Genomic DNA, 22,539 nt, shown 5'->3' on the forward strand with positions numbered 1-22,539 from the left:
GCCCGCGGTGGAGATCGAGGGCCGCACCGCTGTCGTCCGAGGCGACCGGACCGGCCGTCAGCGCCGCGTCGCGAACCAGAGCTTGGCGATGGCGACGGCGAAGAGGACTCCGATGACGCCCTGGACGACGAAGCTGAGCACGTTGACCAGGAACACCGGCCCGGTGGGCAGGGTGCAGAGCTCGGAGAGGACCAGGGCCGCCGGCCAGGAGGCGATCAGCAGCGCCTTCTGCCGCCGGGACCAGGAGCGGTTCACGGCCACGAGGATCGTGCCGCAGAGCCAGGCCGCGAACGAGAGCACGATCGCGGCGGCCGCGGTGGCGCCGTTGATCTCCCAGTCGGCGTCGGCGTCGAAGCCCGCGGACAGCGCGAGGAGACCGCCGATGAGGTAGGTGAGCGAGCAGGCGCCGGCCAGGGCGAGGCAGGCCAGCGCGGCGGCGAGCACGGAACCCTGCCGGGTGGCCTGTGCGCGACCGGGCTCGACGCCCGCCTCCGCGGCGACCTGCTCGGGGGTGCCCATGCGCTCGATGGCGTCGTCGACGGTGGCCGCGTCCGCGTCCGGACCGACGCTGGCCTCGAAGTGCTCGTGCACGCCGGCGATCACGTCGCGGCGGACCGATGCGGGCGCGTCGCGCAGCAGGTCGTTCAGCTCGTCCAGGTATGCGTGCACGCGGGAGTGGGTCTTGGTCATGATCATTGTTCTCCTGTCATGGCGGAATCGACTGCGCTGCGGAAGCTGGACCAGGTGGTGCGGAAGGTGGCCAGCGCCGTGCGGCCCTCCGCGGTGAGCGCGTAGTAGCGGCGCGGCGGGCCGGAGGTGGACTTCACCTGGCTGGTCTCCACGAGGCCCTGCCGCCGGAGGCGGGCGAGCAGCGGGTACAGCGTCCCCTCGCTCTGCAGCAGGATGTCGTGCTCGCCGAGCCTGCGCGCGATCTCGAGGCCGTACAGCGGCTCGACGTCGATCATCGCGAGGATGCAGTACTCCAGCACCCCGCGGCGCAAGTGGGTGAGCACGCCGCTCTCGTCTAGAACCATGCCACGCAAGGTACCGGCAAGATCGGCGGAGCGCAAAGCCGGCCCGGCCCGGGTGCGCTGGAGCGGCGGCGAATCGGATCGTCCACATCGGACTCGCCGCTGGTGAGCGCACGGCCGGAGTTCTGCTACGCGGCGCGGTCGGCCAAGTAGGCGAGGTGGTGCGACGTCGCGAACGCGGGCGGCTTGCTCGTCGCGCCGAGCCCGCTGCCCCGGCCTTCGGCGGCATCGAGGATGTTCCGGTCGCCCCAGGAGAAGTCGGGACCCGCGTACTCGTCGGATTCGACGAGGTTCCGGCACACCGACCGCACGGTGCGCGCCCGTCCGCCCTCCGCTTCCGCTGCGCCGTCCGGAACCGGTTGCCGTTCCCGCGAGTACAGCCAGTGGTCCGGGCAGGAGTACCGGAGGGCGACGTGCTTGCCACCCCACGAGTCGCCGATCACCGGATGCGCGACGCCGTAGTCGCCGAAGCGGAGGCCGCTGCGCCCGTCCTCTGCCAGTGCCCGCCACAGCCGCTCCTCGACTCGCGGCTGCGCCCAGAGCGAGGTGCGGTCGAGCGACCGGGGGATGGAGCCGCTCAGCACGCTGACCGATCGGAACGGCCCGCACCCGGCGGCGACGTCGACCGCGGCGGCGGCCCGCTCGACGACCCGCGCGGGCAGCTCCGGCAGGTAGCCGAGATCGACGATGAGATCGAGTTCGCCCGGCTCGACCCGCAGCCGGTCGAGCAGCAGCCCCACCCGCTCCGCCGCGGCCGTCCGGATCCGCAGCGCGCCACCCGCGCCGAGCTCGTGGCAGAGGCGGCCGAGCCCGGCGAGCTCGGCGTCGGTCGCGGCATCGCGGACGACTGGGACGAAGGGAACCGGCACCTGCTCGTCGAACAGGCCCACCGGGTGTGCCAGCCGGTCGGCCAGCTCCCCGAGCGCGCCCGCCGGACCTGGGCCGAACCCGGATGCGCCGGCCACCTCGGCGGCGTCGACCATGATCGCGCGGCCGAGCCCGTGCAGCCGCCGCGCCACCGCCTCCACCTCGTCCAGCTGACCCGCCGGTGCCGTCCCGTTCGGGATGAATTCGAGCAGCGGCTGCAGGCGCTCGACGTCCGCCCGCCCGTCCACGGCGTGCAGCGCGGCGAACTCGCCCTGCTTCGCGCGCAGCACGACCAGCGCGCCGAACTCCCCGGAGGTGGTCACCGACGCTCCCTCCGTCGACGGCGAAGCCCATCAGCCCCACCCAGCCAAGCAGCTCGATCACCGCGCGGCATCCGCCGCGAGCGTGACGTCCGGCGGCGCGGGGCCGGGTGGGCGGTTCGCTCAGCCGGGCAGCAGGTTCTGCACGGTGACGTCGAGCTTCGCCAGCCGGGTGGAGGAGTTCGGGCCGAGGAACGCCGCCAGCCGGGGCGCCAGGTCCGCGCAGGCCGCGCGCAGCGGGTCGACCAGGCGCAGCAGCACCCGCTCCGGCAGGCGGCTCTCGTGTCCGGCGATGGAGATCGAACCGATCGGGGCGCCGTCCTCCGGGTCGAACAGCGGCGCGGCGATCCCGTTCAGCGCCGGGTGGTTGTCGCTGAACGACAGCGCGAAACCGGTGTCGCGGATGCGGGACAGCCGCGCCCGCAACCCGCGGGGCTTCGGCGTCCCGGCGCTGCGCAGCACTTCGCGGGCCTGCTCCGGCGGCAGGAACGCCAGGATCGACGTGCCCCCGCACCCCGAGGTCAGCGGTGAGCGCTCGCCGACGGTGCCGCCCTGGCGTTCCGGGTTGCGCGGCGGGTCCTCGGAGAGGATCACCACCCGGTGGGTGCCGCTGCGCAGGTGCAGGTGGGTGGTCTCCGCGGCCTCCGCCGCCAGCCGGGCCATCGTGGGCCGGGCCAGCCGCAGCAGCGCCGGACGCGGCCCGATCAGCGAGGACAGCGCCACCGCGCGGCTCCCGATGCGGTAACCGCTGCGGCCGACGTGGTCGACGTAGCCCTCCTCCTGCAGCACCCGCAGCGAGCGGTAGGCCTTCGACTTGCCCAGCCCGGCCTCGGCCGCCACCACGTCCAGGTTCGCCGGTTGTTCGAGCCCGGCCAGCGCTTCGAGCACGTGCAGCACGCGCGCCGGTCCGGACAGCTCCTCGCCCATCCCGCCACCCCCGTTGGTTGCAGATGCTGCCACTCCGCTTGGAGATGCTGCCACGGCTCGCCGACGCTGTGGAACCACCGGCCGCCCGCGGCCGGCGGTGCGAAACCGGCACGGCGAACCCAGGAGTGCTGATGACGAGCTCACCGCGGAGCATGGCGCTGATCGCGTTCCTCCAGGCGCAGAACTGCTCCAACTACGTCGGGTCGTGGCGCGCGCCCGGCTCGGCGAGCGACTTCCTCACCGCGGACTACTTCACCCGCATCGCCCGCACCTTGGAGGACGGCGGCTTCGACCTCGCCTTCTTCGACGACCGGCTGGCGATGCCCGACATCTACCGGGGCGACCACGAACTCGCCGTCCGGCACGGGATCCGCTCGGTCAAGATGGACCCGACGGTGGTGATGCTGGCGATGGCGATGGCCACCCGGCACCTCGGCGTCGCCGCCACCTACTCGACGACGTACTACGAGCCGTTCCACATCGCCCGGCACTTCGCCACCGCCGACCTGATGACCGGCGGGCGCACCGGGTGGAACATCGTGACCTCGCTGAACGATTCGGAGGCGGCGAACTTCGGCCGCACCGAGCACCTCGACCACGACCTGCGCTACGAGCGCGCCGACGAGTTCGTCGACATCGTCACGCGCATGTGGGACACGTGGGAACCGGACGCGCTGCTCGTCGACAAGCGCAGCGGCGAGTTCGCCGACCCGGCGAAGGTGCACCGGCTCGACCACGACGGCCGGTTCTTCACCTCGCACGGCACGTTCCCCGTGCCGCGCTCCCCGCAGGGCAGGCCGGTGCTGTTGCAGGCCGGGGCCAGCGGGCGCGGCCAGGAGTTCGCGGCGCGCTGGGCCGACGTCATCTTCACCCACTTCGCGAACGTCGAATCCGGCAGCCGCACCTACACCCGGCTGCGCCAGGGCATCGCGGACGCGGGCCGCGACCCGGACTCGGTGGTGATCGCCCCGCTGATCAACGTGGTGACCGCGGAGACCCCGGAGCTCGTGCGGCGCAAGCAGGAGATGCTGGAAGGCCTCGCCCGCGACGAGGACGGGCTGGCGCTGCTGTGCGAGGCGCTCAACACCGACTTCGGCGCCCGCCCCTACGAGGAGCCGTTCACCGCCGCGGAACTGCGCGCCATGTCCTACCAGGGGCTGCGCGACCGCGTGATCACGTTGAGCGGCAAGGAGAACCCGTCGGTGCGGGACTTCGTGGAGTTCTCCGGCCGCGGGCGGCTGCGGGAGGCCGAGATCGTGTCGGGCACCCCGGAGGTCGTCGCCGACCGGCTGGAGGAGCTGCACGGCACCTGCGGGGACGGGTTCGTCCTCGCCGCCGCCTCGGTGCCCGGCAGCTACGACGACTTCTCCCGGCTCGTCACCCCGGAACTGCGGCGGCGCGGCTTGGTCCGCCCGGACTACGCGGCCACGACGCTGCGCGGCAACCTCGGGCTCCCGGCGGCGGACGGGGCGGTGGCATGAGCGGCGAGTTCACCGTGCTGTCGCCGGTCGGCATGCTCGGCTACGGCTACCGGGAGGCGGACTTCGACGCGTGCGTGGCGGAGGGCGTGGACGCCATCGTCGTCGACTCCGGGTCGACCGATCCGGGCCCGTCCATGCTGGGGCTCGGGCACACCCTGGTCACCGAGGAGTCCTACCTGCGCGACCTGCGCCCCATGGTGCGCGCCGTGCACCGGTACCGGATCCCGCTGCTCATCGGCTCGGCGGGCGGCGCGGGCACCGACGAGCAGGTCGACGGCATGGTGGCGCTGCTGGGCCGCATCGCCGCCGAACAGGGCATCGCGCTGCGCGTCGCGGCGATCTACTCGCAGGTGCCGCACGAACTGGTGCGGGATCGGCTGGCGCAGGGCCGGATCGAGCCGAACGTGCGCGGCGAACGGCCCACCGAGTCCGATGTGGACGACACGGTCGCGGTGGTGGCGCAGATCGGCGCCGAACCCTTCGAGGAGGCGCTGTCCGAACCGGTCGACGTCGTCGTCGCCGGGCGGGCCTACGACCCGGCGCCCTACGCCGCGTTCCTCGTGCCGCGCGGGGTCGAACCCGGAATCGCCTGGCACCTCGGGAAGATCTTGGAATGCGGCGGGGTGTGCGCGGAACCGAAGGGCGGCGGCGCGCTGGCCACCGCCCGCGCCGACTCCTTCGACATCCGGCCGATGGGGCCCGAGCAGCGCTGCACCCCGCTGTCGGTGGCCGCGCACACCCTCTACGAGAACAGCAGGCCGGACCTGCTCGCCGGGCCCGGCGGAGTGCTCGACGTGAGCGGCTGCGACTACGAGCAGCTCGACGAGCGCACCGTGCGAGTCCGCGGCAGCCGGTTCGAACCCACCGAGCGGCGGCTGCTCAAGCTGGAAGGCGCCCGGATCACCGGGCACCGCTGCACGTTCATCGGCGGCATCCACGACCCGGTCCTCATCGGACAGCTGGACGACTTCCTCGCCCGCGTCGAGGCGGAGACCGCCGAACTGCACCCGGAACTGGCCGACGGCACCGCGACCGTCCGGTTCCACGTCTACGGCCGGGACGCGGTGATGGGCGACCGCGAACCGCATCCCGTGCCGGGCCACGAGGTCGGCGTGCTCGGCGAAGCCGTCGCGCCCACTCCGGAACTGGCGAAGGCCATCTGCACCAGCGCGCGGGTCGGGGTGCTGCACCTGAACTACCCGGGACAGCTGGCCACCGCCGGGAACCTGGCGTTGCCGCTGACCCCGCTGGACAACCCGATCGGACCGGTGTGCGCGTTCAGCCTCTACCACCTGGTGGACGCCGAGGGCATCGAGCACGCCGTGGTGCGCGAGGAGGTCGGCGCATGACCGCGCTGCGCGAACTGGCGAAAGTGGTCCGCAGCAAGAACGCCGGGCCGTACGAGATCACCTTCGACGTGATGTTCTCCGACGAGGCCGTGTTCGCGCACGTGCGCGGCAGCGGCGTGCTCACCCCGGAACGGCTCGCCGCGCTCTACCGCACGAGCGTCGATCAGGTGCGGGTGTGCACGTTCTTCGCGCCCGCGCTCGCCTTCAAGCTCACGCTGGTCCGGCCGGGCGCGCAGGGCGGCGCGGGGGAGCGGGACACCTTCGGCGCCCAGCAGCACGCGCCGCTGCTCGACCTGGAAGTGCCCGCATGAGCGGCCCGCCGCTGCATCCGGTGCGGGACACCACCGCGCTGCGGGAGGTGTTCGGCACGGTGCCCGCCGGGGTGCTCGCGGTGTGCGGGCTGGACGGCGAACCGGTCGGCATGGCCGCCAGCAGTTTCACCTCCGTGTCGCTGGACCCGCCGCTGGTGTCGGTGTGCGTGCAGCGCACCTCCACCACCTGGCCACGGCTGGCCGGGTTGCCGGGCCTCGGGCTGAGCGTGCTCGGCGCCCGGCAGGGCGAGCTCAGCCGCAGGCTCGCCGCGCGCGTCGCCGACCGGTTCGCCGGGGTGCGCTGGAGCACCACCGACCGCGGCGCGGTCCTCGTCGAGGACGCCGCCGCCTGGTTCGAGTGCACCCCGCACGACGAACTGCCCGCCGGGGACCACCGCATCGTGCTGCTGCGGGTGCTGGCCACCGGCATCGCCGCCGACGCCGAACCGCTCGTGTTCCACGGCGGCACCTACCGATCGCTGCTACCCGGCTGACCCCGCCCCCGCGCCGCAGTCCCGTGCTCAAAGGAGAGTCATGGACGGCACCACCGCACCCGACCGGAACCTGCTGGTCGCCCGCCTGGACCGGCTACCGCACACCACCCGCTCGCACCGCACCTGGATGGTGCTGCTCGGCGCCCTGTTCATCGCCGACCTGGCCGACCTGAACGTGCTCTCCTACGCGGCGCCCGCGATCCGCGAGCAATGGGGGCTGTCGGTGCAGCAGATCGGCCACCTCACCTCGCTGTCGTTCCTCGGCATGTTCGCCGGGGCGCTCGCCGGGGGACGCCTCGCCGACCGGTTCGGCCGCAGGCGCGTCGTGATCGGGGCGACGCTGTTCTACGCGGCGGCCTCGCTGCTGTGCGCGCTCGCGCCGAACTTCGCGCTGCTCGGCGTGTTCCGGCTGCTCAGCGGGCTCGGGGTGCAGGCCGTGACCGGGGTGCTCATCGTCTACATCGCCGAGATGTTCCCGCAGCGGCGGCGCGGGCGGATCCAGGCGCTGATGCTCGGGATCGGGCTGCTGGGCGTGCCGTTCATCGCAGGCGCCGCCCGGCTGCTGGTGCCGCTGGGCGACTCGTCCTGGCGGTGGATGTTCGTGGTCGCGGCCGTCGGCCTCGTGCCCGCCGCCGTGGCCTGGTTCGCGCTGCCCGAATCGGCCCGCTGGCTGCTGGTGCAGGACCGGGAGGCCGAAGCGGAGCGGATCATCGCCCGGCTGGAGCGGGAGGCCGGGCTCGCCCCCGACCAGGACGTGGTCCGCGCCGCCGAACAGGACGTCGCCCGCACTGCCGCCCCGGACCGCGGCCCGGACCGCGCCCCGCTCGCGGCCCTGTTCCGCGGCCGCACCCGTCGCACCACCACCGTCACCTCGATGGTGATGGTGTTCCACATCCTCGGGTTCTACGGGTTCAACGCCTGGGTGCCGACGCTGCTGGTCGAGCAGGGCTACAGCCACGAGACGACGCTGACCATCACCACCGTCTTCGCGATCGCCCCGTTCGCCGGGGCGCTGGCGGGCACCCTCGTCGCGGACCGCTGGGAGCGCAAGACCGTCAGCCTGGTGCTGGCCGCGAGCAGCGCCGCCGCGATCGGGCTGTTCGCCGTCGGCCAGCAGCTGTGGCTGGTGGTGCTCGGCGGATTCCTCGCGACCCTGCTGCTGCAGACCAACACCGCCGTGCTCTACAGCTACCTGCCGGAGGTGTTCCCGACCGCGCTGCGCGGCGCCGGGGCCGGGCTGGCCAACGGGATGGGGCGGCTCGCGGGCACCGTCAACGGGGTGCTCATCGCGGCGGTGTTCGCCGTGTTCGGGTTCAGCGGCGCGTTCCTCGCCGCGGCGCTGTTCATCCTGTGCCAGGGTCTGGTGCTGTTCACCTTCGGCGAGCGGACCACCGGCCGCCGCCTCACCGACACCGTCGACGACGAACTCGCGGAGGAACGCGCATGACCTCGACGATCACCGCCGCCGTGCTGCGCGGGCCCGGTGGCGAACCCGGCGCCGCACCGGACTTCGGGCGGCTGGCCGCCGAGCAGGTGCTGCTGGACGAACCGGGCGACGGGGAAGTGCTGGTGGACGTGCACTTCGCGTCGCTGTGCCACTCCGACCTGTCGGTGCTCACCGGCGACCGCCCGCGGCCGCTGCCGATGGTGTTGGGCCACGAGGCGGCCGGGGTGGTGGCGAGCACCGGGCGCGCGGTGAGCTCGGTGCGGCCCGGCGACCCGGTGGTGTTCACCTACGTCGCCGCGTGCGGGCGCTGCGAGTTCTGCCGGGAAGGCCGGCCGGTGCTGTGTTCCCGCGCGCACGCCGCGAACGGGGCCGGTGAGCTGGCCGGCGGCGGGCGGCGGCTGCGCGCGGCGGACGGCTCGCCGATCCACCACCACCTCGGGGTCTCCGCGTTCGCGACCCGGGCGGTGGTCGACGCGGACTCGGTGATCCCGGTGCCGCGCGGCACCGACCTGCGCAGCGCGGCGCTGCTGGGCTGCGCGGTGAGTACCGGCGTCGGCGCGGTCTGCCACTCGGCGCGGGTCGGGCTCGGCGAATCGGCGGCGGTGTTCGGCTGCGGCGGGGTGGGGCTGGCCGCGGTGCTGGGGCTGCGGGCCGTCGGCGCCGCACCGATCATCGCCGTCGACCTGCACGAGGCGAACCGGGCGCGGGCCCGGGAGCTCGGCGCGGACCACGTGTTCCCCGCCGACGAGGCGAGCATCGCGGCGATCCGCGAGCTCACCGGCGGCGGGGTGCGGCACGCCATCGAGGCCGCCGGGGCCGTACCGGCCGTGGACTCGGCGTACCGCTGCCTGCGCCGCGGCGGACGGCTCACCACGGTCGGGCTGGCGAACCCGGCGGCGCGCTGGCCGGTGCCGCCCGCCGAGCTCGTCGCGCACGACATCACCGTCGCGGGCAGCTACCTCGGTTCCGGATCACCGCAGCGCGACGTGCCCCGGTTCGCCGAGCTGCACCGCGCCGGTCGGCTGCCGGTGGACCGGCTCGCCGGGGATGGCTCGATCCGGCTGGCCGAGATCGGCGCGGGGATGGCGCAGCTGCACGCCGGGTACCCCGGCCGCATCGTCGTCGACCTGACCGAGGAGGGCACCGCGCGATGACCTACGAGCTGTACGCGCTGCGCTACGGCGTCGGCCCGCGGACCGCGCCGGAGAACTACGCGCCCACGCCCGGGTTCCGCTACCCCGAGACCGACCAGTCGCTGCACTGCTTCTGCTGGCTCGCCGTCTCCGCGGAACGGGCGGTGCTGATCGACGTGGGCGCCGACGAGGCGACCGCGCGCGGCCTCGACTACGAGCGGAACCCGGCGGATTCGGTGCGCCGCCTCGGGATCGATCCGGCCGCGATCACCGACGTGGTGCTCACCCACCTGCACTGGGACCACGCCGGGAACCTCGGTGCGTTCCCCGGCGCGACCTTCCACGTCGCGCGGGCCGAACTGGCCTACGCGACCGGGCCGTCGATGCAGCACCGGTTCCTGCGCCGCCCCTACGATCCGGCGAACGTGTGCGAGGTGGTCGCGCTGCTGCACCAGGGCCGGGTGCGGTTGCGGGAGGGCGAGTACGAAGTGGCGCCCGGCATCACCGCGCACCCGGCGGCCGGGCACACCCCGGGCTGCCAGGCGGTGCGGGTGCCGACCGCGCGCGGGCACGTGGTGCTCGCCTCCGACGCCAGGCACTACCTGGACAACCGGGTCGGCGGGGAGTCGGCGGCGGGTGCGCCGTTCGCGGTGGTGGTGCGCAGCGACGAGTACTGCGACACCTCGCAGCGGCTCGACGAGCTCGCCGACGGCCCGGAGCACGTGGTGCCCGGCCACGACCCGGCCGTCTCGCACCGCTACCCGCCGGCGGACCCGGCGGACCCGCTGATCCGCCGCCTCGACGTCGACCCCGCCCCGCATCGAGCGAGGTGAGCGGCCCACCCGCCCAACAGGAACGGGCGAATGGGCCACTCACCGGGGACGTCAGTTGAGCTTGCGGGTGTTCGCGGGGAGACCGCCACCGGCGTAGACGTCCTCGGTGAGCTCGGCCAGCGCGGTCAGCGCCACGTTCTGGCTCCACGGGCCGTAGGACACCCGGGACACGCCGAGCCGCTGCGCGGTCTCCAGCGGCACCGAACCGGGCACGCCGATGATGTTCACCTTGCGCTCGCCCAGTTCCGCGACGAGCCGGGAGATCTGCTCCTCGGTGAGCTTGCCGGGCACGAAGAAGTTCGACGCCCCCGCATCCAGGTAGGCCCGCCCCCGGGTGATCGCCTCGTCGAGCACCGCCGCCGGATCGCGGTCGCCCGCCTTGAGGAACGCGTCGGTGCGCGCGTTGAGCACGAAGTCCACCCCGGCCGAGCGCGCGGCGGACACCGCGGCCGCCACGGCCCGCACCGCCTCGTCCAGCGGTTTCATCTGGTCTTCGAGGTTCGCGCCGACGGCGCCGACGTCGATGGCGCGGGCGATGGTGCCGCCCGGGTCGCCGTACCCGGCCTCCAGGTCCGCGGTCACCGGCAGGTCCCCGGCGACGCGGACGATCAGCCCGACCTCGGCGATCATCTCGTCGCGGGGGATCCGTTCCCCGTCGGGGTAGCCGCGGGAGGCGGCGATGCCGTGGCTCGGGGTGGCCAGCGCCTTCGTGCCCGGCGTCTCGGCCACCACCTTCGCGGTGATCGCGTCCCACGCGTTGACGACGAGCAGCAGTTCGGGTGCCGCGTGCAGTTCCTGCAGCCGTGCGGCCTTCTCAACGGTCGATGCCATGTGGATCAACCTATTCCCCTGCTCGGCCGAGCGCAGCCGTCGGTGCGGTGACCTGCGCGGATCAGCGCACCAGGTCGAAGATGGTGAGGGCGGTGCCCGCGACGAACGCGACGGGGACGCCGATGGCCAGCAGCCGGTGGCGCTTGGTGCGCTCGTCCCGCAGCTGCTGCTCGGTCTTGGCGGCGATGATGAAGTGCCCCTTCTCCTGCGGCTTGCCGAGCACCAGCGGGCCGATGGCGTCGTGCACCTCGCCGAGGGTGTAGAGCCGGGTGCCGGGGCGGATCAGCCACTCCTTGTAGCGCATCCCGATCGTGGAGTTCTGGTTGCCGAAGCTGAACCCGCCGAGCTGGAAGCCGAATCCGCCGCCACCGCCGCCGTGCGGTTCGAACCGCTCGACCGACTGCTCGACGCCCTCGGGTTTCGTGCCCGCCGGGGCGATCCCGATGGTGCGGCCCTGCTCGTCGATCAGCGCGTAGCCCTCTTCGGAGGTGTGCTCGGAGACCGTTTCGGTCTTGCGGACCCGCCGGGTCCGGCCATCGCGCTGCTCGACCTCCTCGTAGACGCGTTCCACCTGGTAGCGGTACCAGACGCACGGCGATTCGCTGAGCGCCGAGGTGAGCAGGCCTTCGGGGCGGGGGTGGGCGGCGCCGACGACCTCGGCGGTCCTGCGGAACCCGCCGCGGGCGCCGAGCTCATCGGAGATGCGCCGCAGTTCCTCCAGCTCGTCGATGGTGGAGGTCTCGGTGCCGATCATCGCGTGCAGTTCGCTGCGGGTGCGGCGCATCCAGAAGAACCCGGCGACCGCCAAGGCCACCACGACCAATCCCACCAGCCACATGTCCCGCTCCCGCCCTTCGCCCCCACCTCGCGGTCGGAGGTCGTCACCGATCCGCACCGGCGGGCGCGGATCGGAAGTTCCCCTGCAGCACTGGATTCTCGACGATCCTCGTCGGCGGCCCGGCACCGGTTCGGCGATCGGTTCACTCGTTCACCGAAGGTGATCGGCCGTGCACTGCGCGCGACCGAACTCTCGGCGCGGGGCTGGTCGAGGGGTGCGGCGGCGCCGAGATCGACACCTCGCACTGTTGTCCACGAGGTCGGATCGGGGATCCGGCAGTGGAGGCGTTCGGGCCGGTTCTCGCTCGACGGGTGCACCGGCCCGGAGCGCACGTGGGCGCTCGACCATGCCGCCCCTGGTGCGAGTCCGCCGGCTGCTCCAAGATGGGCGTCGTCCCGGGGATGTGGTGCGCCGCAACGGTCCGATGTGGACCGACTCCGCCGCGAGGCGGCCCCCGGTGAGTGTTCCTTCCCCGCCGTCGAGCAAGGGAGATCACGATGCCGAGACCCGTCACGTTGTTCACCGGCCAGTGGGCCGACCTGCCGTTCGAGGAGGTGTGCCGGCTGGCCGCCGGCTGGGGCTACGACGGGCTGGAGATCGCCTGCTCCGGAGATCACTTCGAGGTGGACCGGGCGCTGGCCGAGGACGACTACGTGCAAGGGAGGCTGGACCTCCTCGACGCGCACGGGCTGAAGGTGTGGACGCTGTCGAACCACCTGGTGGGGCAGGCGGTGTGCGACCACCCGATCGACGAGCGGCACCGCGGCATCCTGCCGTCCCGCATCTGGGGGGACGGTGAACCAGAGGGCGTGCGCACCCGCGCGGCGGAGGAGCTGAAGGACACGGCGCGGGCGGCGGCGAAGCTCGGGGTGTCGACCGTCGTCGGGTTCACCGGCTCGTCCATCTGGCACGCCGTGGCGATGTTCCCGCCGGTGCCGCCGAAGATGGTGGAGCGCGGCTACGCCGACTTCGCCGCGCGGTGGAACCCGATCCTGGACGTGTTCGACGAGGTGGGGGTGCGGTTCGCGCACGAGGTCCACCCGAGCGAGATCGCCTACGACTACTGGACGACGCGGCGCGCGCTGGAGGCCATCGGGCACCGGCCCGCGTTCGGGCTGAACTTCGACCCGAGCCACTTCCTCTGGCAGGACCTGGACCCGGTGACGTTCCTGTGGGACTTCCAGGACCGGATCTACCACGTGGACTGCAAGGAGTCGGTGAAGCAGTTCAACGGGCGCAACGGCCGCCTCGGTTCGCACCTGCCGTGGGCCGATCCGCGGCGCGGCTGGGACTTCGTCTCCACCGGACACGGGGACGTGCCGTGGGAGCCGATCTTCCGCGGGCTCAACGCGATCGGCTATTCCGGCCCGATCTCGGTCGAGTGGGAGGACGCGGGCATGGACCGGATGCTGGGGGCGCCGGACGCGCTCGCGTTCGTGCGGAAGCTGGTGGCGATCGAACCGCCCGAGGTCGCCTTCGACGCCGCGTTCAGCACCGAGAAGTAGTCCGCCCGCGGAGCGCCGGCGCCGCCGTCACCTCGACGGCGGCGCCGTTCTCCGCCCGGGAGGACGCCCTCGGAACGGGTGTCCGTTTTGTGTGGAAAAGTGCGTTCGGCCCAGTCGGGGAGGGGTCCTTCGGCGCTGCGGCGGTTCGGCGCGATGGCGGGTGGCCCGCTGGTCCGCGATCGGCGGTCCGGGGCGGTGTTCCCGCAGCGTCCGAGCAAGTCCATTGTGGACCGTGCAAGAACTCCGAAGCGGGATCGCGCGTTCGTCGCTCAGCATTCCGGATTCCGTGACGAGCGCCCGAACGGACGCGGCAGGCTGCGGCCGATCGGGCAGCGAACATCCGGGGGACATCGCGGAATCTTCCTTGACCGCAGGAGAAACCGTTCGCCTACTCTGTGACGGACTTCGTACGCTCCGCGCAAGAAGTGGGGTAGTCGGTGCAACCGGAGAACGCACACCAAGCCCGCCTGCTGACGTCGCTGCGGTTCAACGGTGCCCAGGCCGCCGCCGAACTCGCCGCGCAGGTGTCGCTGTCCCGCTCGAAGATCGGGCAGGAGCTCTCCCGGCTGCACGAGCTCGGCTTCGTCGAACGCGCCGGGAAGGCCGTCTCGCAGGGCGGGCGGCGCTCCGGGCTGGTGCAGCTGTCCCGGCGGCTGCGCTTCGTCGGCGTCGACATCGGCGCGACCTCGCTGGACGTCGGGATCACCGACGGGCTGCTGGACCTGGTCGCGCACACCAGCGAAGGCATCGACATCAAGGACGGTCCGGACGTCGTCCTCGGCCGCGCCGCCGACATGATCGACGAGCTCCGGGCCGCCGGGCACCTGCCGGACCTGCACGGCGCGGGCGTCGGGCTGCCCGGGCCGGTGAGCTTCCGGGACGGCTTCACCGTCGCACCGCCGATCATGCCCGGGTGGGACCGCTACCCGGTGCGCGAGTACTTCGCGCGGCGCCTGGACGCGCCGGTGCTGGTGGACAACGACGTGAACCTGATGGCGCTCGGCGAGATGTACCGCGGGCTGGGCCGGTCGGTGCCGGACTTCCTGTTCGTCAAGATCGGTACCGGCATCGGCTGCGGCATCATCACCGGCAACCGGGTGCTGCGCGGCAGCAACGGCAGCGCGGGCGACATCGGGCACATCGCGGTGCGCGACAGCGGACCGGTGTGCGGCTGCGGGCGGACCGGGTGCCTGGAGGCGTGGTTCAGCGGCGCCGCGCTGGCCAGGGACGCGACCGCGCTGGCCCGCAGCGGCGAATCACCGGGGCTGCGGGAACTCCTCGCCGGCCGCGAGGTGCTCACCGCGCACGACGTGGGAACCGCGATGCGCCACGGCGACCCGCTGGCGCTCGGCCTGGTGCGCGACGGGGCCAGGCGGCTCGGGCAGGTGCTGGCGGGGCTCGTCAACTTCGCGAACCCCGCGATGATCGTCGTCGGCGGGGGAGTGGCCGGGCTCGGGCACCCGCTGCTGGCCGAAGTGCGCAGCGAGCTCTACCGGCGGTCCACCCCGCTGGCCACCAGCAGCCTCCCGATCGCGCTGTCCGAACTCGGCGAGCACGCCGGCGTCGTCGGCGCGGCCGGGCTGATCAGCGACCACGTGCTCGGCGGCGCCGCCGCACCGTGACCGGGGCGCCCCGGCAGATCCACCGGCGCGGAGCCCACCGAGCTCCCGCAGCACCACCCGTTACGCGAACCGCTCCGGAATGCACCGCGCACGACAGGAGGACGGGATGAACGCACTCGGTGTCGCCCTGGTGGGTCACGCCTTCATGGGAGTGGTCCACTCGCAGGCGTGGCGGACCGTGGGCCGGGTCTTCGACCTCCCCGCCCGCCCCGAGATGGTGGTGCTGTGCGGCCGCCGCAAGGACGCCGTGCACCACGCCGCCGCCCGGCTCGGCTGGCGGGAGGACAGCGACGACTGGAAGTCCGTGCTGGTCCGCGACGACGTGCACGTCGTCGACATCTGCACCCCGGGCGACAGCCACGCCGAGATCGCGATCCGCGCCCTGGAAGCGGGCAAGCACGTGCTGTGCGAGAAGCCGCTGGCGAACTCCGTCGCCGAAGCCGTCGCCATGACCGAGGCGGCGGAACGCGCCCAGCAGCGGGGGATCCGGGCGATGGTCGGGTTCAACTACCGGCGGGTGCCCGCCCTCGCACTGGCCCGCACGCTCATCGAGCAGGGCAGGCTGGGGCGCATCCGGCACGTGCGGGCGCAGTACCTGCAGGACTGGCTGCTCGACCCGCAGGCCCCGCTCACCTGGCGGCTGCAGGCCGAACGGGCCGGTTCCGGGGCGCTCGGCGACCTCGGCGCGCACCTGGTGGACCTCGCGCAGTACCTGCTCGGCGACGACGTCGTCAGCGTCTGCGGCCTCGTCGACACCTTCGTCGCCGAACGGCCCCTCGACGCGGGCGCCGACCGGACCGGACCGGTCACCGTGGACGACGCGACGATGTTCACCGCCCGGTTCGGCGAGGGCGCGCTCGGCACCTTCGAAGCGACCCGGTACGCCGCCGGCCGCAAGAACGGGCTGCGCATCGAGATCAACGGCAGCGCGGGCAGCCTCGCGTTCGACTTCGAGTCGATGAACGAGCTGTCCTTCTACGACGCCACCGAGGACGCGGCCACCGCGGGGTTCCGCCGCATCCTCGCGACCGAAGCCGACCACCCGTACCTGCGGGCCTGGTACCCGCCCGGCCACGTGCTCGGCTACGAGCACACCTTCACCCACCAGCTGCGGGACTTCGTCACCGCCATCGGCGACGGCACCGCGCCCAGCCCGGACTTCGCCGCCGGGCTGCGGGTGCAGCGGGTGCTCGACGCGGTGCAGCGCAGCGCCGCCGACCACAGCAGGTGGATACCGGTCGGAGGCGCCAGATGACGCAGCCGTGGACGGCCGAGGCGCTGGTGATGTCCGGCATCGTGAAGGAGTTCCCGGGCGTGCGCGCCCTGGACGGGGTGGACCTGCGGGTCCGCGCGGGCGAGGTGCACTGCCTGCTCGGGCAGAACGGCGCCGGGAAGTCCACGCTGATCAAGGTGCTGGCCGGTGCGCACCCGGCGGACGGCGGCACGATCCGGTGGCTCGGCACGGACTTCGCGCCCGGCTCCCCGGCGGGCGCGCTGCGGCGCGGCATCGCCGCCGTGCACCAGGAACTGGACCTGGTGCCGGGGTTGAGCGTCGCCGAGAACATCTTCCTCGGCGACGAGCCCGCCCTCGCCGGGTTCACCCGCCGCGGCCGGGCGCGCGCCGGGGCGACCCGGCTGCTGACCCGGCTGGGACATCCGGAGATCGACCCGGACGGGGAGGTCGGGAACCTGCCCGCGGCGGCGCGGCAGCTCGTGTCGCTGGCCAGGGCACTGCGGTACGAGGCGCGGCTGATCGTGCTGGACGAGCCCACCGCCGCGCTGTCCGCCGGCGAGGTGGACAACCTGTTCCGCGTCATCGGCGAACTCACCGCCGACGGCGTCGCCGTCGTCTACATCTCGCACCGCATGGCCGAGATCCGCCGCATCGCCGACCGCGTGACCGTCATCAAGGACGGCGCCACCGTCGCCGCCGGGCTCCCGGTGGCGGAGGTGACCACCGGCGAACTCGTCGCCCTCATGACCGGCGGCGCGCCACCGGAGGTCGAAGCCGCGGGCGGCACCGCCACCGAACGGCCGGTGCTGGAGGTGCGCGGGCTCGGGCGCCGCGGCGAGTTCGCGGACGTGAGCTTCACCGCGCACGCGGGCGAGATCGTCGGTCTCGCCGGGCTCGTCGGCTGCGGTCGCAGCGAACTGCTGGAGACCGTTTTCGGCGCCAGGACACCGGATTCCGGTGAGGTGCGGGTCGACGGGCGCCGGGTGCGGCCCGGTTCCGTCCCGGCGGCCGTGGCGGCGGGCATCGGCCTCACCCCCGAGGAGCGCAAGAGCCAGGCGCTGCTCCCGCAGCTGCCGCTGGCCGCGAACGTCACCCTCGCCGCGCTGGCCCGGTTCAGCCGGTTCGGGTTCACCGACCGCGCCGCGGAGATCGCCGCGACCCGGCAGGTGGTGGACCGCCTCCAGCTGCGGCCCGCCGACCCGCACCGGCCGATCGGCGCGTTCTCCGGCGGCAACCAGCAGAAGGCCGTCATCGGCCGGTGGGTGCTGCGCGGCTGCCGCGCGCTGCTGCTGGACGAACCGACCCGCGGCGTCGACGTCGGGGCGCGCGCCGAGCTGTACGCGCTGGTGCGGGCGCTCGCCGCCGACGGCCTCGCGGTGGTGGTCGTCTCCAGCGACCTCCCGGAGGTGCTGGCGCTGGCCGACCGGGTCCTGGTGCTGCGCGACGGCACCGCGGTGCGCACCGCCGACGCCGCCGAACTCACCGAATCCGCCGTCCTGGACCTCGTCGTGGAGGGTGCGCGATGACCGAGCAGGCTCGCACCACCCCGACCCGCCCCTCCCGGCTGACCCGCTGGTGGGCGCGCGCCGACATCCGGCTGACCGCGCTGGTGTTCGTCCTCGTCGGACTGTGCGCGGTCGGCTACGCCACCCGGCCGGACGCGTTCCTGACCGAGGGCAACATCTCCACCGTGCTGCGGCTGGCCGCCGCGATCGGCGTGGTCAGCATCGGCATGACCTTCGTGATCTCGGCGGGCGGCATCGACCTGTCCGTCGGCTCGATGGTCGCGCTGAGCAGCGTGTGGATGACCACCTGGGCCACCCAGTCGTACGGGGCGTTCGCGATGGTCGGCTGCGCGCTGCTCGTCGGCACCGGGTGCGGGCTGGTCAACGGGCTGCTCGTCGCTTACGGGCGGGTGGTGCCGTTCATCGCGACGCTGGCGATGATGGCCTCCGCGCGCGGCCTGGCCGAGCGGATCAGCGGCAGGCAGACGCAGGTCGTCGAGGTCCCGGCGTTCGGCGCCGCGTTCCAGGCCGACCTGCTGGGCGTGCCGGTGCTGATCTGGATCTTCGCCGCCGTGTTCGCGGGCGGCTGGACGCTGCTCAACCGGACCACGTTCGGGCGGCGCACGCTGGCCGTCGGCGGCAACGCCGAAGCGGCGCGGCTCGCGGGGATCGACGTGCGGCGCCACCTCGCCCTGGTGTACGCGCTCGCCGGGTTCTGCTGCGCCATCGCCGCGATCATGGTGGTGGCGCGCACGACCTCCGGGGCGTCCACCAACGGCCTGTACTACGAGCTGGACGCGATCGCCGCCGTCGTCATCGGCGGCACGCTGCTCGCCGGTGGGCGCGGCAGCATGACCGGCACCGTGATCGGGGTGCTGATCTTCACGACGTTGAGCAACGTGTTCACGCTCAACAACCTCGAAACCGACGTTCAGAACATCGTCAAGGGCGCGATCATCGTGCTCGCCGTGCTGCTGCAGGCCCGCACGCGGCGCCGCGGCACCGCACTCCGCTGAATCCCTCCTCGCCTCCCGGAGACCGCCATGTCCGCAACTCCTCGTCGTGGATTCCTGTTCGGCACCGGCGCACTCGGCGCGACCGCGCTGCTGACCGGATGCCTCGCGAACGATCCGCCGCAGCAGCAACGACCGGCCGCCGTCGCCGCCGGAGGCGACGGCGCGGCCCCCGGCGCCCCGGTGACCATCGGGTTCTCCGCGCCCGCCGCCGACCACGGCTGGATGGCCGCCATGACCACCAACGCCCGCGCGCAGGCCGAAGCGCTGCCGGACGTCACGTTCCGCCCCACCGAGGGCAGCAGCGACGTCAACCAGCAGATCGCCCAGGTCGAGACGCTGATCAACGAACAGGTCGACGTGCTGGTGATCCTGCCCGCCGACGGCAAGGCGCTCACCGACGTGGCGCGCCGGGCCACCCGCGCCGGCATCCCGGTGGTCAACGTGGACCGCGTCTTCGACTCCGCCGACGCCTACCGGGTGTGGATCGGCGGGGACAACCACGGCATGGGCGTCAACGCCGCCGAGCACATCGCCGCCGAACTGGGGCGCCGCGGCGTCACCGACCCGGTCGTCGCCGAGATCGCGGGCACCGACTCGCTGCCGCTCACCCAGGAGCGCAGCGCCGGGTTCCGGGACGGGCTCGCCCGGCACGGCATCCGGGTGGCGCGCCGGGTCGCCGCCGACTTCACCGCCGAATCCGGGGAGCGGCAGGCGACGAACCTGCTGCAGGCCGCGGCACGGCTGGACGCGGTGTGGAACCACGACGACGACCAGGGCATCGGCGTGCTCGCCGCGGTGCAGGCCGCCGGGCGCGACGACTTCTTCCTCGTCGGAGGCGCCGGTTCGCGCAACATGATGGACCGCATCAAGGCCGGGGACGGCGTGGTGCAGGCGACGGTCCTCTACAACCCGTCGATGTGCTCCTCGGCGATCTCGCTGGCCCGGCTGCTCGGCCAGGCGCGCGGGATGTCCGACCTGGCCGAGCACGAGATCCCCCGCACCATCACCACCTATTCGGCCGTGGTGACCCGGGCGAACGTCGACCAGTACCTCGACGTCGGCTTCGCCTCGTGAGCGAAAACCCTCCGGTGAACCGGAATTCCCGACGTCCGGCGGCTTCCGCACCGCCACCGGGCGAACCACCCGACCCGTCCCGGCACCGCCGCCGGGACCGCGAACGATGAGGAGCCTCCCGGTGCGATTACCCAGATCGGTCGCCTGCGCGACCTTCGCGGCCGTGACCGCGGCCGCCCTGACCATCCCGCCCGCCACCGCCGGACCACCGGCGGACGCGGCGTTCGACCAGATCACGCTCGCCAGTGGTGAGACCAAGCTGGGCGAGCCGATGGCGCTGGCCGTGCTGCCCGACCGGCGCGTGCTGCACACCTCCCGCGACGGCGACGTCTTCCTCACCACGCCCGACGCCACCACCACGCTCGCCGCGCACCTGCCCGTCTACAACCACGACGAGGACGGGTTGCAGGGCATCGCCGTGGACCCGGACTTCGCGGCGAACCGGTGGGTGTACCTGTACTACGCGCCGCGGCTGGACACCCCGGAGGGCGACGCCCCCGAAGAGGGGACCGCAGCGGACTTCGCGCCGTTCGACGGGCACAACTCGCTGACCCGGTTCCCGCTCGCCGACGACGGCACGCTCGACCTCGACGCCGGGCAGGAGATCCTGCGCGTCCCGGCGAACCGCGGCACCTGCTGCCACGCCGGGGGCGAGATCGACTTCGACGCGGACGGGAACCTGTACCTGTCCACCGGGGACGACACCAACCCGTTCTCCTCGGACGGCTTCGCGCCGATCGACGAACGGCCCGAGCGCAACCCCGCCTTCGACGCGCAGCGCACCGCGGGCAACACCAACGACCTGCGCGGCAAGATCCTGCGCATCCACGTCGAACCGGACGGCACCTACACCGTCCCGGACGGCAACCTGTTCCCGGCCGGGACCGACCGCACCCGGCCCGAGATCTACGCGATGGGCCTGCGCAACCCGTTCCGGTTCGCCGTCGACGAGCGCACCGGCTGGATCCACCTCGGCGAGTACGGACCCGACGCGGGCGCCGCCGACCCGGACCGCGGACCCGCGGGCATCGTCGAGTACGACCTGATCCGGGAACCGCAGAACCTGGGCTGGCCGTACTGCATCGGCGACAACGAACCGTTCATCGACCACGACTTCGCCACCGGCGAATCCGGCGAGCCGTTCGACTGCGCGGCACCCCGCAACGAGAGCCCGCACAACACCGGGCTCGTCGACCTGCCGCCCGCGCAACCCGCGTGGCTGCCCTACGACGACGACTCGGTCCCCGAACTCGGCGAGGGATCGGAATCGCCGATGGGCGGGCCGGTGTACCACTTCGACCCGGACCTGGACGAGCCGCTGAAGTTCCCGGAGCGCTACGACGGGAAGGTGTTCCACTACGAGTGGGACCGCGGCTGGATCAAGGAGTTCGAGGTCGGGCAGGACGGGGAGCTGGCGGCGATCCGGCCGTTCTTCGACTCGATGGACCTGGTGCGGCCGATGAACGTCGAGTTCGGTCCGGACGGCGCGCTGTACGTGCTCGACTACGGCTCCAGCTACTTCGGCGGCGCGGACGATTCGGCGCTGTACCGCATCGAGCACAGCCCCGACGCGAAGACGCCGCGCCCGCGGCTCGCCGCGGACGTCACCTCCGCCGGGGAGGCGCCGCTGGCGGTCACCTTCGACCCGGCGGGCACCGCGGACCCCGACGGCGGGGAGCTGAGCTACGCGTGGGACTTCACCGACGACGGCGAGGTGGACTCGACCGAACCCGGGCCGGTGTCGTTCACCTACGACGAGCGCGGCGCGCACACCGCGAAGCTCGCCGTCACCGATGAGACCGGCCGGACCGGGTACGCCAGCGTGCAGATCGTCGTCGGCAACACGCCGCCGCAGGTGCACGTGGAACTCCCGCCCGACGGCGGGGTGTTCGCCTTCGGCGAGGAGGTGCCGTTCCGGGTGAGCGTCACCGACGCCGAGGACGAGCAGATCGACTGCTCCCGGGTCGCCGTCGGCTACGCGCTCGGCCACGACACGCACGCGCACCCGCTGAAGGAGGAACGCGGCTGCGAAGGCGTCATCGAGACCCCGGCCGACGAGGGCCACGGGCTCGACGCCGACCTGTTCGGCGTGCTCACCGCCGACTACACCGACGGCGGTGCCGAAGGCCTGCCGCCGGTGACCGGTACCGGCCGGGTCGTGCTGCAGCCCAAGGAGAAGCAGGCCGAGTTCTTCACCGAGGCCGACGGCGTCGAGGTCGTGGCGAACCCGGACGCGGCGGGCGGCAGCGAGGTCGGCGCCGTCGACGACGGCGACTGGATCTCGTTCGACCCGGTGGACCTGACCGGGGTCGACGGCATCGGCTACCGCGTAGCGGCGGCCGGGGACGGCGGCGTGATCGAGGTGCGGGCCGGTTCCGCGGACGGGGAACTGCTGCAGACAGTCGAGATCGCGGGCACCGGTGGCGAGCACGTGGACGTGCCGTCGGCTCCGGTGCTCGACCCGGGCGGTTCGGGTGCCCTGTTCTTCGTGTTCCGCGGCGACGGCGCCGAGCTGTTCGCGCTCGACGAGGTGCGGTTCACCGGGGACGGCGTGTCCCGGCCCGTGCCGCCGGACGACCCGTCGGCGCGGGCGCGCGGCGACCGTTGATCAGCGTGGCGGTGGCCGCCCGCGCGGCCCCCCCCCCCCCAGCGACACGGGGGGACCACAAGGGGGGCCCCCCCCCGCCGCGGCGCCCCGGCAGCGAGAGACGGAGAGGGGCG

General features: G+C 73.3%; 20 protein-coding genes. 14 read left to right on the forward strand and 6 right to left on the reverse strand.

Going from position 1 to position 22,539, the window contains the following annotated elements:
• Window positions 1–57 precede the first annotated feature (57 nt).
• From ABZ805_RS10325 to ABZ805_RS10340, 4 genes are all read right to left on the reverse strand, one after another.
• Entirely contained in the window at window positions 58–690 is a 633-nt protein-coding gene (locus tag ABZ805_RS10325; protein ID WP_358437268.1) for a hypothetical protein, read from the reverse strand.
• A gap of 2 nt (window positions 691–692) precedes the next feature.
• Window positions 693–1,034 (reverse strand): PadR family transcriptional regulator, encoded by a 342-nt coding sequence (locus ABZ805_RS10330; protein WP_358437271.1) that lies wholly within the window; start codon window positions 1,032–1,034, stop codon window positions 693–695.
• A gap of 125 nt (window positions 1,035–1,159) precedes the next feature.
• Window positions 1,160–2,221 (reverse strand): hypothetical protein, encoded by a 1,062-nt coding sequence (locus tag ABZ805_RS10335; RefSeq protein WP_358437273.1) that lies wholly within the window; start codon window positions 2,219–2,221, stop codon window positions 1,160–1,162.
• Between the two features lie 120 nt (window positions 2,222–2,341).
• Window positions 2,342–3,145: an IclR family transcriptional regulator gene (locus tag ABZ805_RS10340; protein WP_358437276.1), complete on the reverse strand. Its 804-nt coding sequence runs from the start codon at window positions 3,143–3,145 to the stop codon at window positions 2,342–2,344.
• Window positions 3,146–3,276: 131 nt separating this feature from the next.
• Here ABZ805_RS10340 and ABZ805_RS10345 point away from each other — a divergent pair, with 131 nt between their 5' ends.
• From ABZ805_RS10345 to ABZ805_RS10375, 7 genes are read left to right on the forward strand one after another with little or no spacing between them, the layout of a single operon-like run.
• Complete coding sequence (locus tag ABZ805_RS10345; RefSeq protein WP_358437278.1) at window positions 3,277–4,626, forward strand: NtaA/DmoA family FMN-dependent monooxygenase; 1,350 nt, start codon at window positions 3,277–3,279, stop codon at window positions 4,624–4,626.
• Window positions 4,623–5,975: an acyclic terpene utilization AtuA family protein gene (locus tag ABZ805_RS10350; protein ID WP_358437280.1), complete on the forward strand. Its 1,353-nt coding sequence runs from the start codon at window positions 4,623–4,625 to the stop codon at window positions 5,973–5,975. Before ABZ805_RS10345 ends, ABZ805_RS10350 begins: the two co-directional genes overlap by 4 nt.
• Complete coding sequence (locus ABZ805_RS10355; RefSeq protein WP_344928176.1) at window positions 5,972–6,286, forward strand: DUF4387 domain-containing protein; 315 nt, start codon at window positions 5,972–5,974, stop codon at window positions 6,284–6,286. Before ABZ805_RS10350 ends, ABZ805_RS10355 begins: the two co-directional genes overlap by 4 nt.
• The gene (locus ABZ805_RS10360; RefSeq protein WP_358437283.1) at window positions 6,283–6,780 is read left to right on the forward strand and encodes a flavin reductase family protein; all 498 of its coding nucleotides are present in this window, start codon (window positions 6,283–6,285) and stop codon (window positions 6,778–6,780) included. The genes ABZ805_RS10355 and ABZ805_RS10360 overlap by 4 nt, the downstream gene beginning before the upstream one ends.
• A 40-nt stretch (window positions 6,781–6,820) precedes the next feature.
• Complete coding sequence (locus ABZ805_RS10365; protein ID WP_358437286.1) at window positions 6,821–8,227, forward strand: MFS transporter; 1,407 nt, start codon at window positions 6,821–6,823, stop codon at window positions 8,225–8,227.
• Window positions 8,224–9,381 (forward strand): zinc-binding dehydrogenase, encoded by a 1,158-nt coding sequence (locus ABZ805_RS10370; protein ID WP_358437288.1) that lies wholly within the window; start codon window positions 8,224–8,226, stop codon window positions 9,379–9,381. Before ABZ805_RS10365 ends, ABZ805_RS10370 begins: the two co-directional genes overlap by 4 nt.
• A complete protein-coding gene (locus tag ABZ805_RS10375) occupies window positions 9,378–10,193 on the forward strand; it encodes an N-acyl homoserine lactonase family protein (protein WP_358437290.1) in 816 nt (271 codons plus the stop codon). Before ABZ805_RS10370 ends, ABZ805_RS10375 begins: the two co-directional genes overlap by 4 nt.
• Window positions 10,194–10,244: 51 nt before the next feature.
• Here ABZ805_RS10375 and ABZ805_RS10380 read toward each other — a convergent pair whose 3' ends face one another.
• A complete protein-coding gene (locus ABZ805_RS10380) occupies window positions 10,245–11,024 on the reverse strand; it encodes an isocitrate lyase/phosphoenolpyruvate mutase family protein (protein ID WP_358437293.1) in 780 nt (259 codons plus the stop codon).
• A gap of 61 nt (window positions 11,025–11,085) precedes the next feature.
• Window positions 11,086–11,862 carry a GIDE domain-containing protein gene (locus ABZ805_RS10385; RefSeq protein ID WP_358437296.1) on the reverse strand — a complete coding sequence of 259 codons (777 nt, stop codon included), beginning with the start codon at window positions 11,860–11,862 and terminating at the stop codon, window positions 11,086–11,088.
• A gap of 497 nt (window positions 11,863–12,359) precedes the next feature.
• Here ABZ805_RS10385 and ABZ805_RS10390 point away from each other — a divergent pair, with 497 nt between their 5' ends.
• The 7 genes from ABZ805_RS10390 to ABZ805_RS10420 all read left to right on the forward strand — a co-directional run bounded on the left by ABZ805_RS10390 (window position 12,360) and on the right by ABZ805_RS10420 (window position 22,426).
• Window positions 12,360–13,367, forward strand: a complete 1,008-nt coding sequence (locus tag ABZ805_RS10390; RefSeq protein ID WP_358437299.1) for a sugar phosphate isomerase/epimerase family protein — start codon at window positions 12,360–12,362, stop codon at window positions 13,365–13,367.
• A gap of 437 nt (window positions 13,368–13,804) precedes the next feature.
• Entirely contained in the window at window positions 13,805–14,989 is a 1,185-nt protein-coding gene (locus ABZ805_RS10395; RefSeq protein WP_358437301.1) for an ROK family protein, read from the forward strand.
• Window positions 14,990–15,095: 106 nt separating this feature from the next.
• Window positions 15,096–16,244, forward strand: coding sequence for a Gfo/Idh/MocA family oxidoreductase (locus ABZ805_RS10400; RefSeq protein WP_358437304.1), 1,149 nt, complete (start codon window positions 15,096–15,098; stop codon window positions 16,242–16,244).
• Window positions 16,241–17,749: a sugar ABC transporter ATP-binding protein gene (locus tag ABZ805_RS10405; protein ID WP_358437306.1), complete on the forward strand. Its 1,509-nt coding sequence runs from the start codon at window positions 16,241–16,243 to the stop codon at window positions 17,747–17,749. Before ABZ805_RS10400 ends, ABZ805_RS10405 begins: the two co-directional genes overlap by 4 nt.
• On the forward strand, window positions 17,746–18,744 hold the full coding sequence (locus ABZ805_RS10410; RefSeq protein ID WP_358437309.1) for an ABC transporter permease: 999 nt from the start codon (window positions 17,746–17,748) through the stop codon (window positions 18,742–18,744). The genes ABZ805_RS10405 and ABZ805_RS10410 overlap by 4 nt, the downstream gene beginning before the upstream one ends.
• A gap of 27 nt (window positions 18,745–18,771) precedes the next feature.
• Window positions 18,772–19,818, forward strand: coding sequence for a substrate-binding domain-containing protein (locus tag ABZ805_RS10415; protein WP_358437312.1), 1,047 nt, complete (start codon window positions 18,772–18,774; stop codon window positions 19,816–19,818).
• Window positions 19,819–19,939: 121 nt separating this feature from the next.
• On the forward strand, window positions 19,940–22,426 hold the full coding sequence (locus ABZ805_RS10420; RefSeq protein WP_358437315.1) for a PQQ-dependent sugar dehydrogenase: 2,487 nt from the start codon (window positions 19,940–19,942) through the stop codon (window positions 22,424–22,426).
• Window positions 22,427–22,539: the final 113 nt, after the last annotated feature.

The sequence above is a fragment of the Saccharopolyspora sp. NPDC047091 genome (assembly GCF_040643635.1).
In the GTDB taxonomy this organism is placed as follows: Bacteria; Actinomycetota; Actinomycetes; order Mycobacteriales; family Pseudonocardiaceae; genus Saccharopolyspora_C.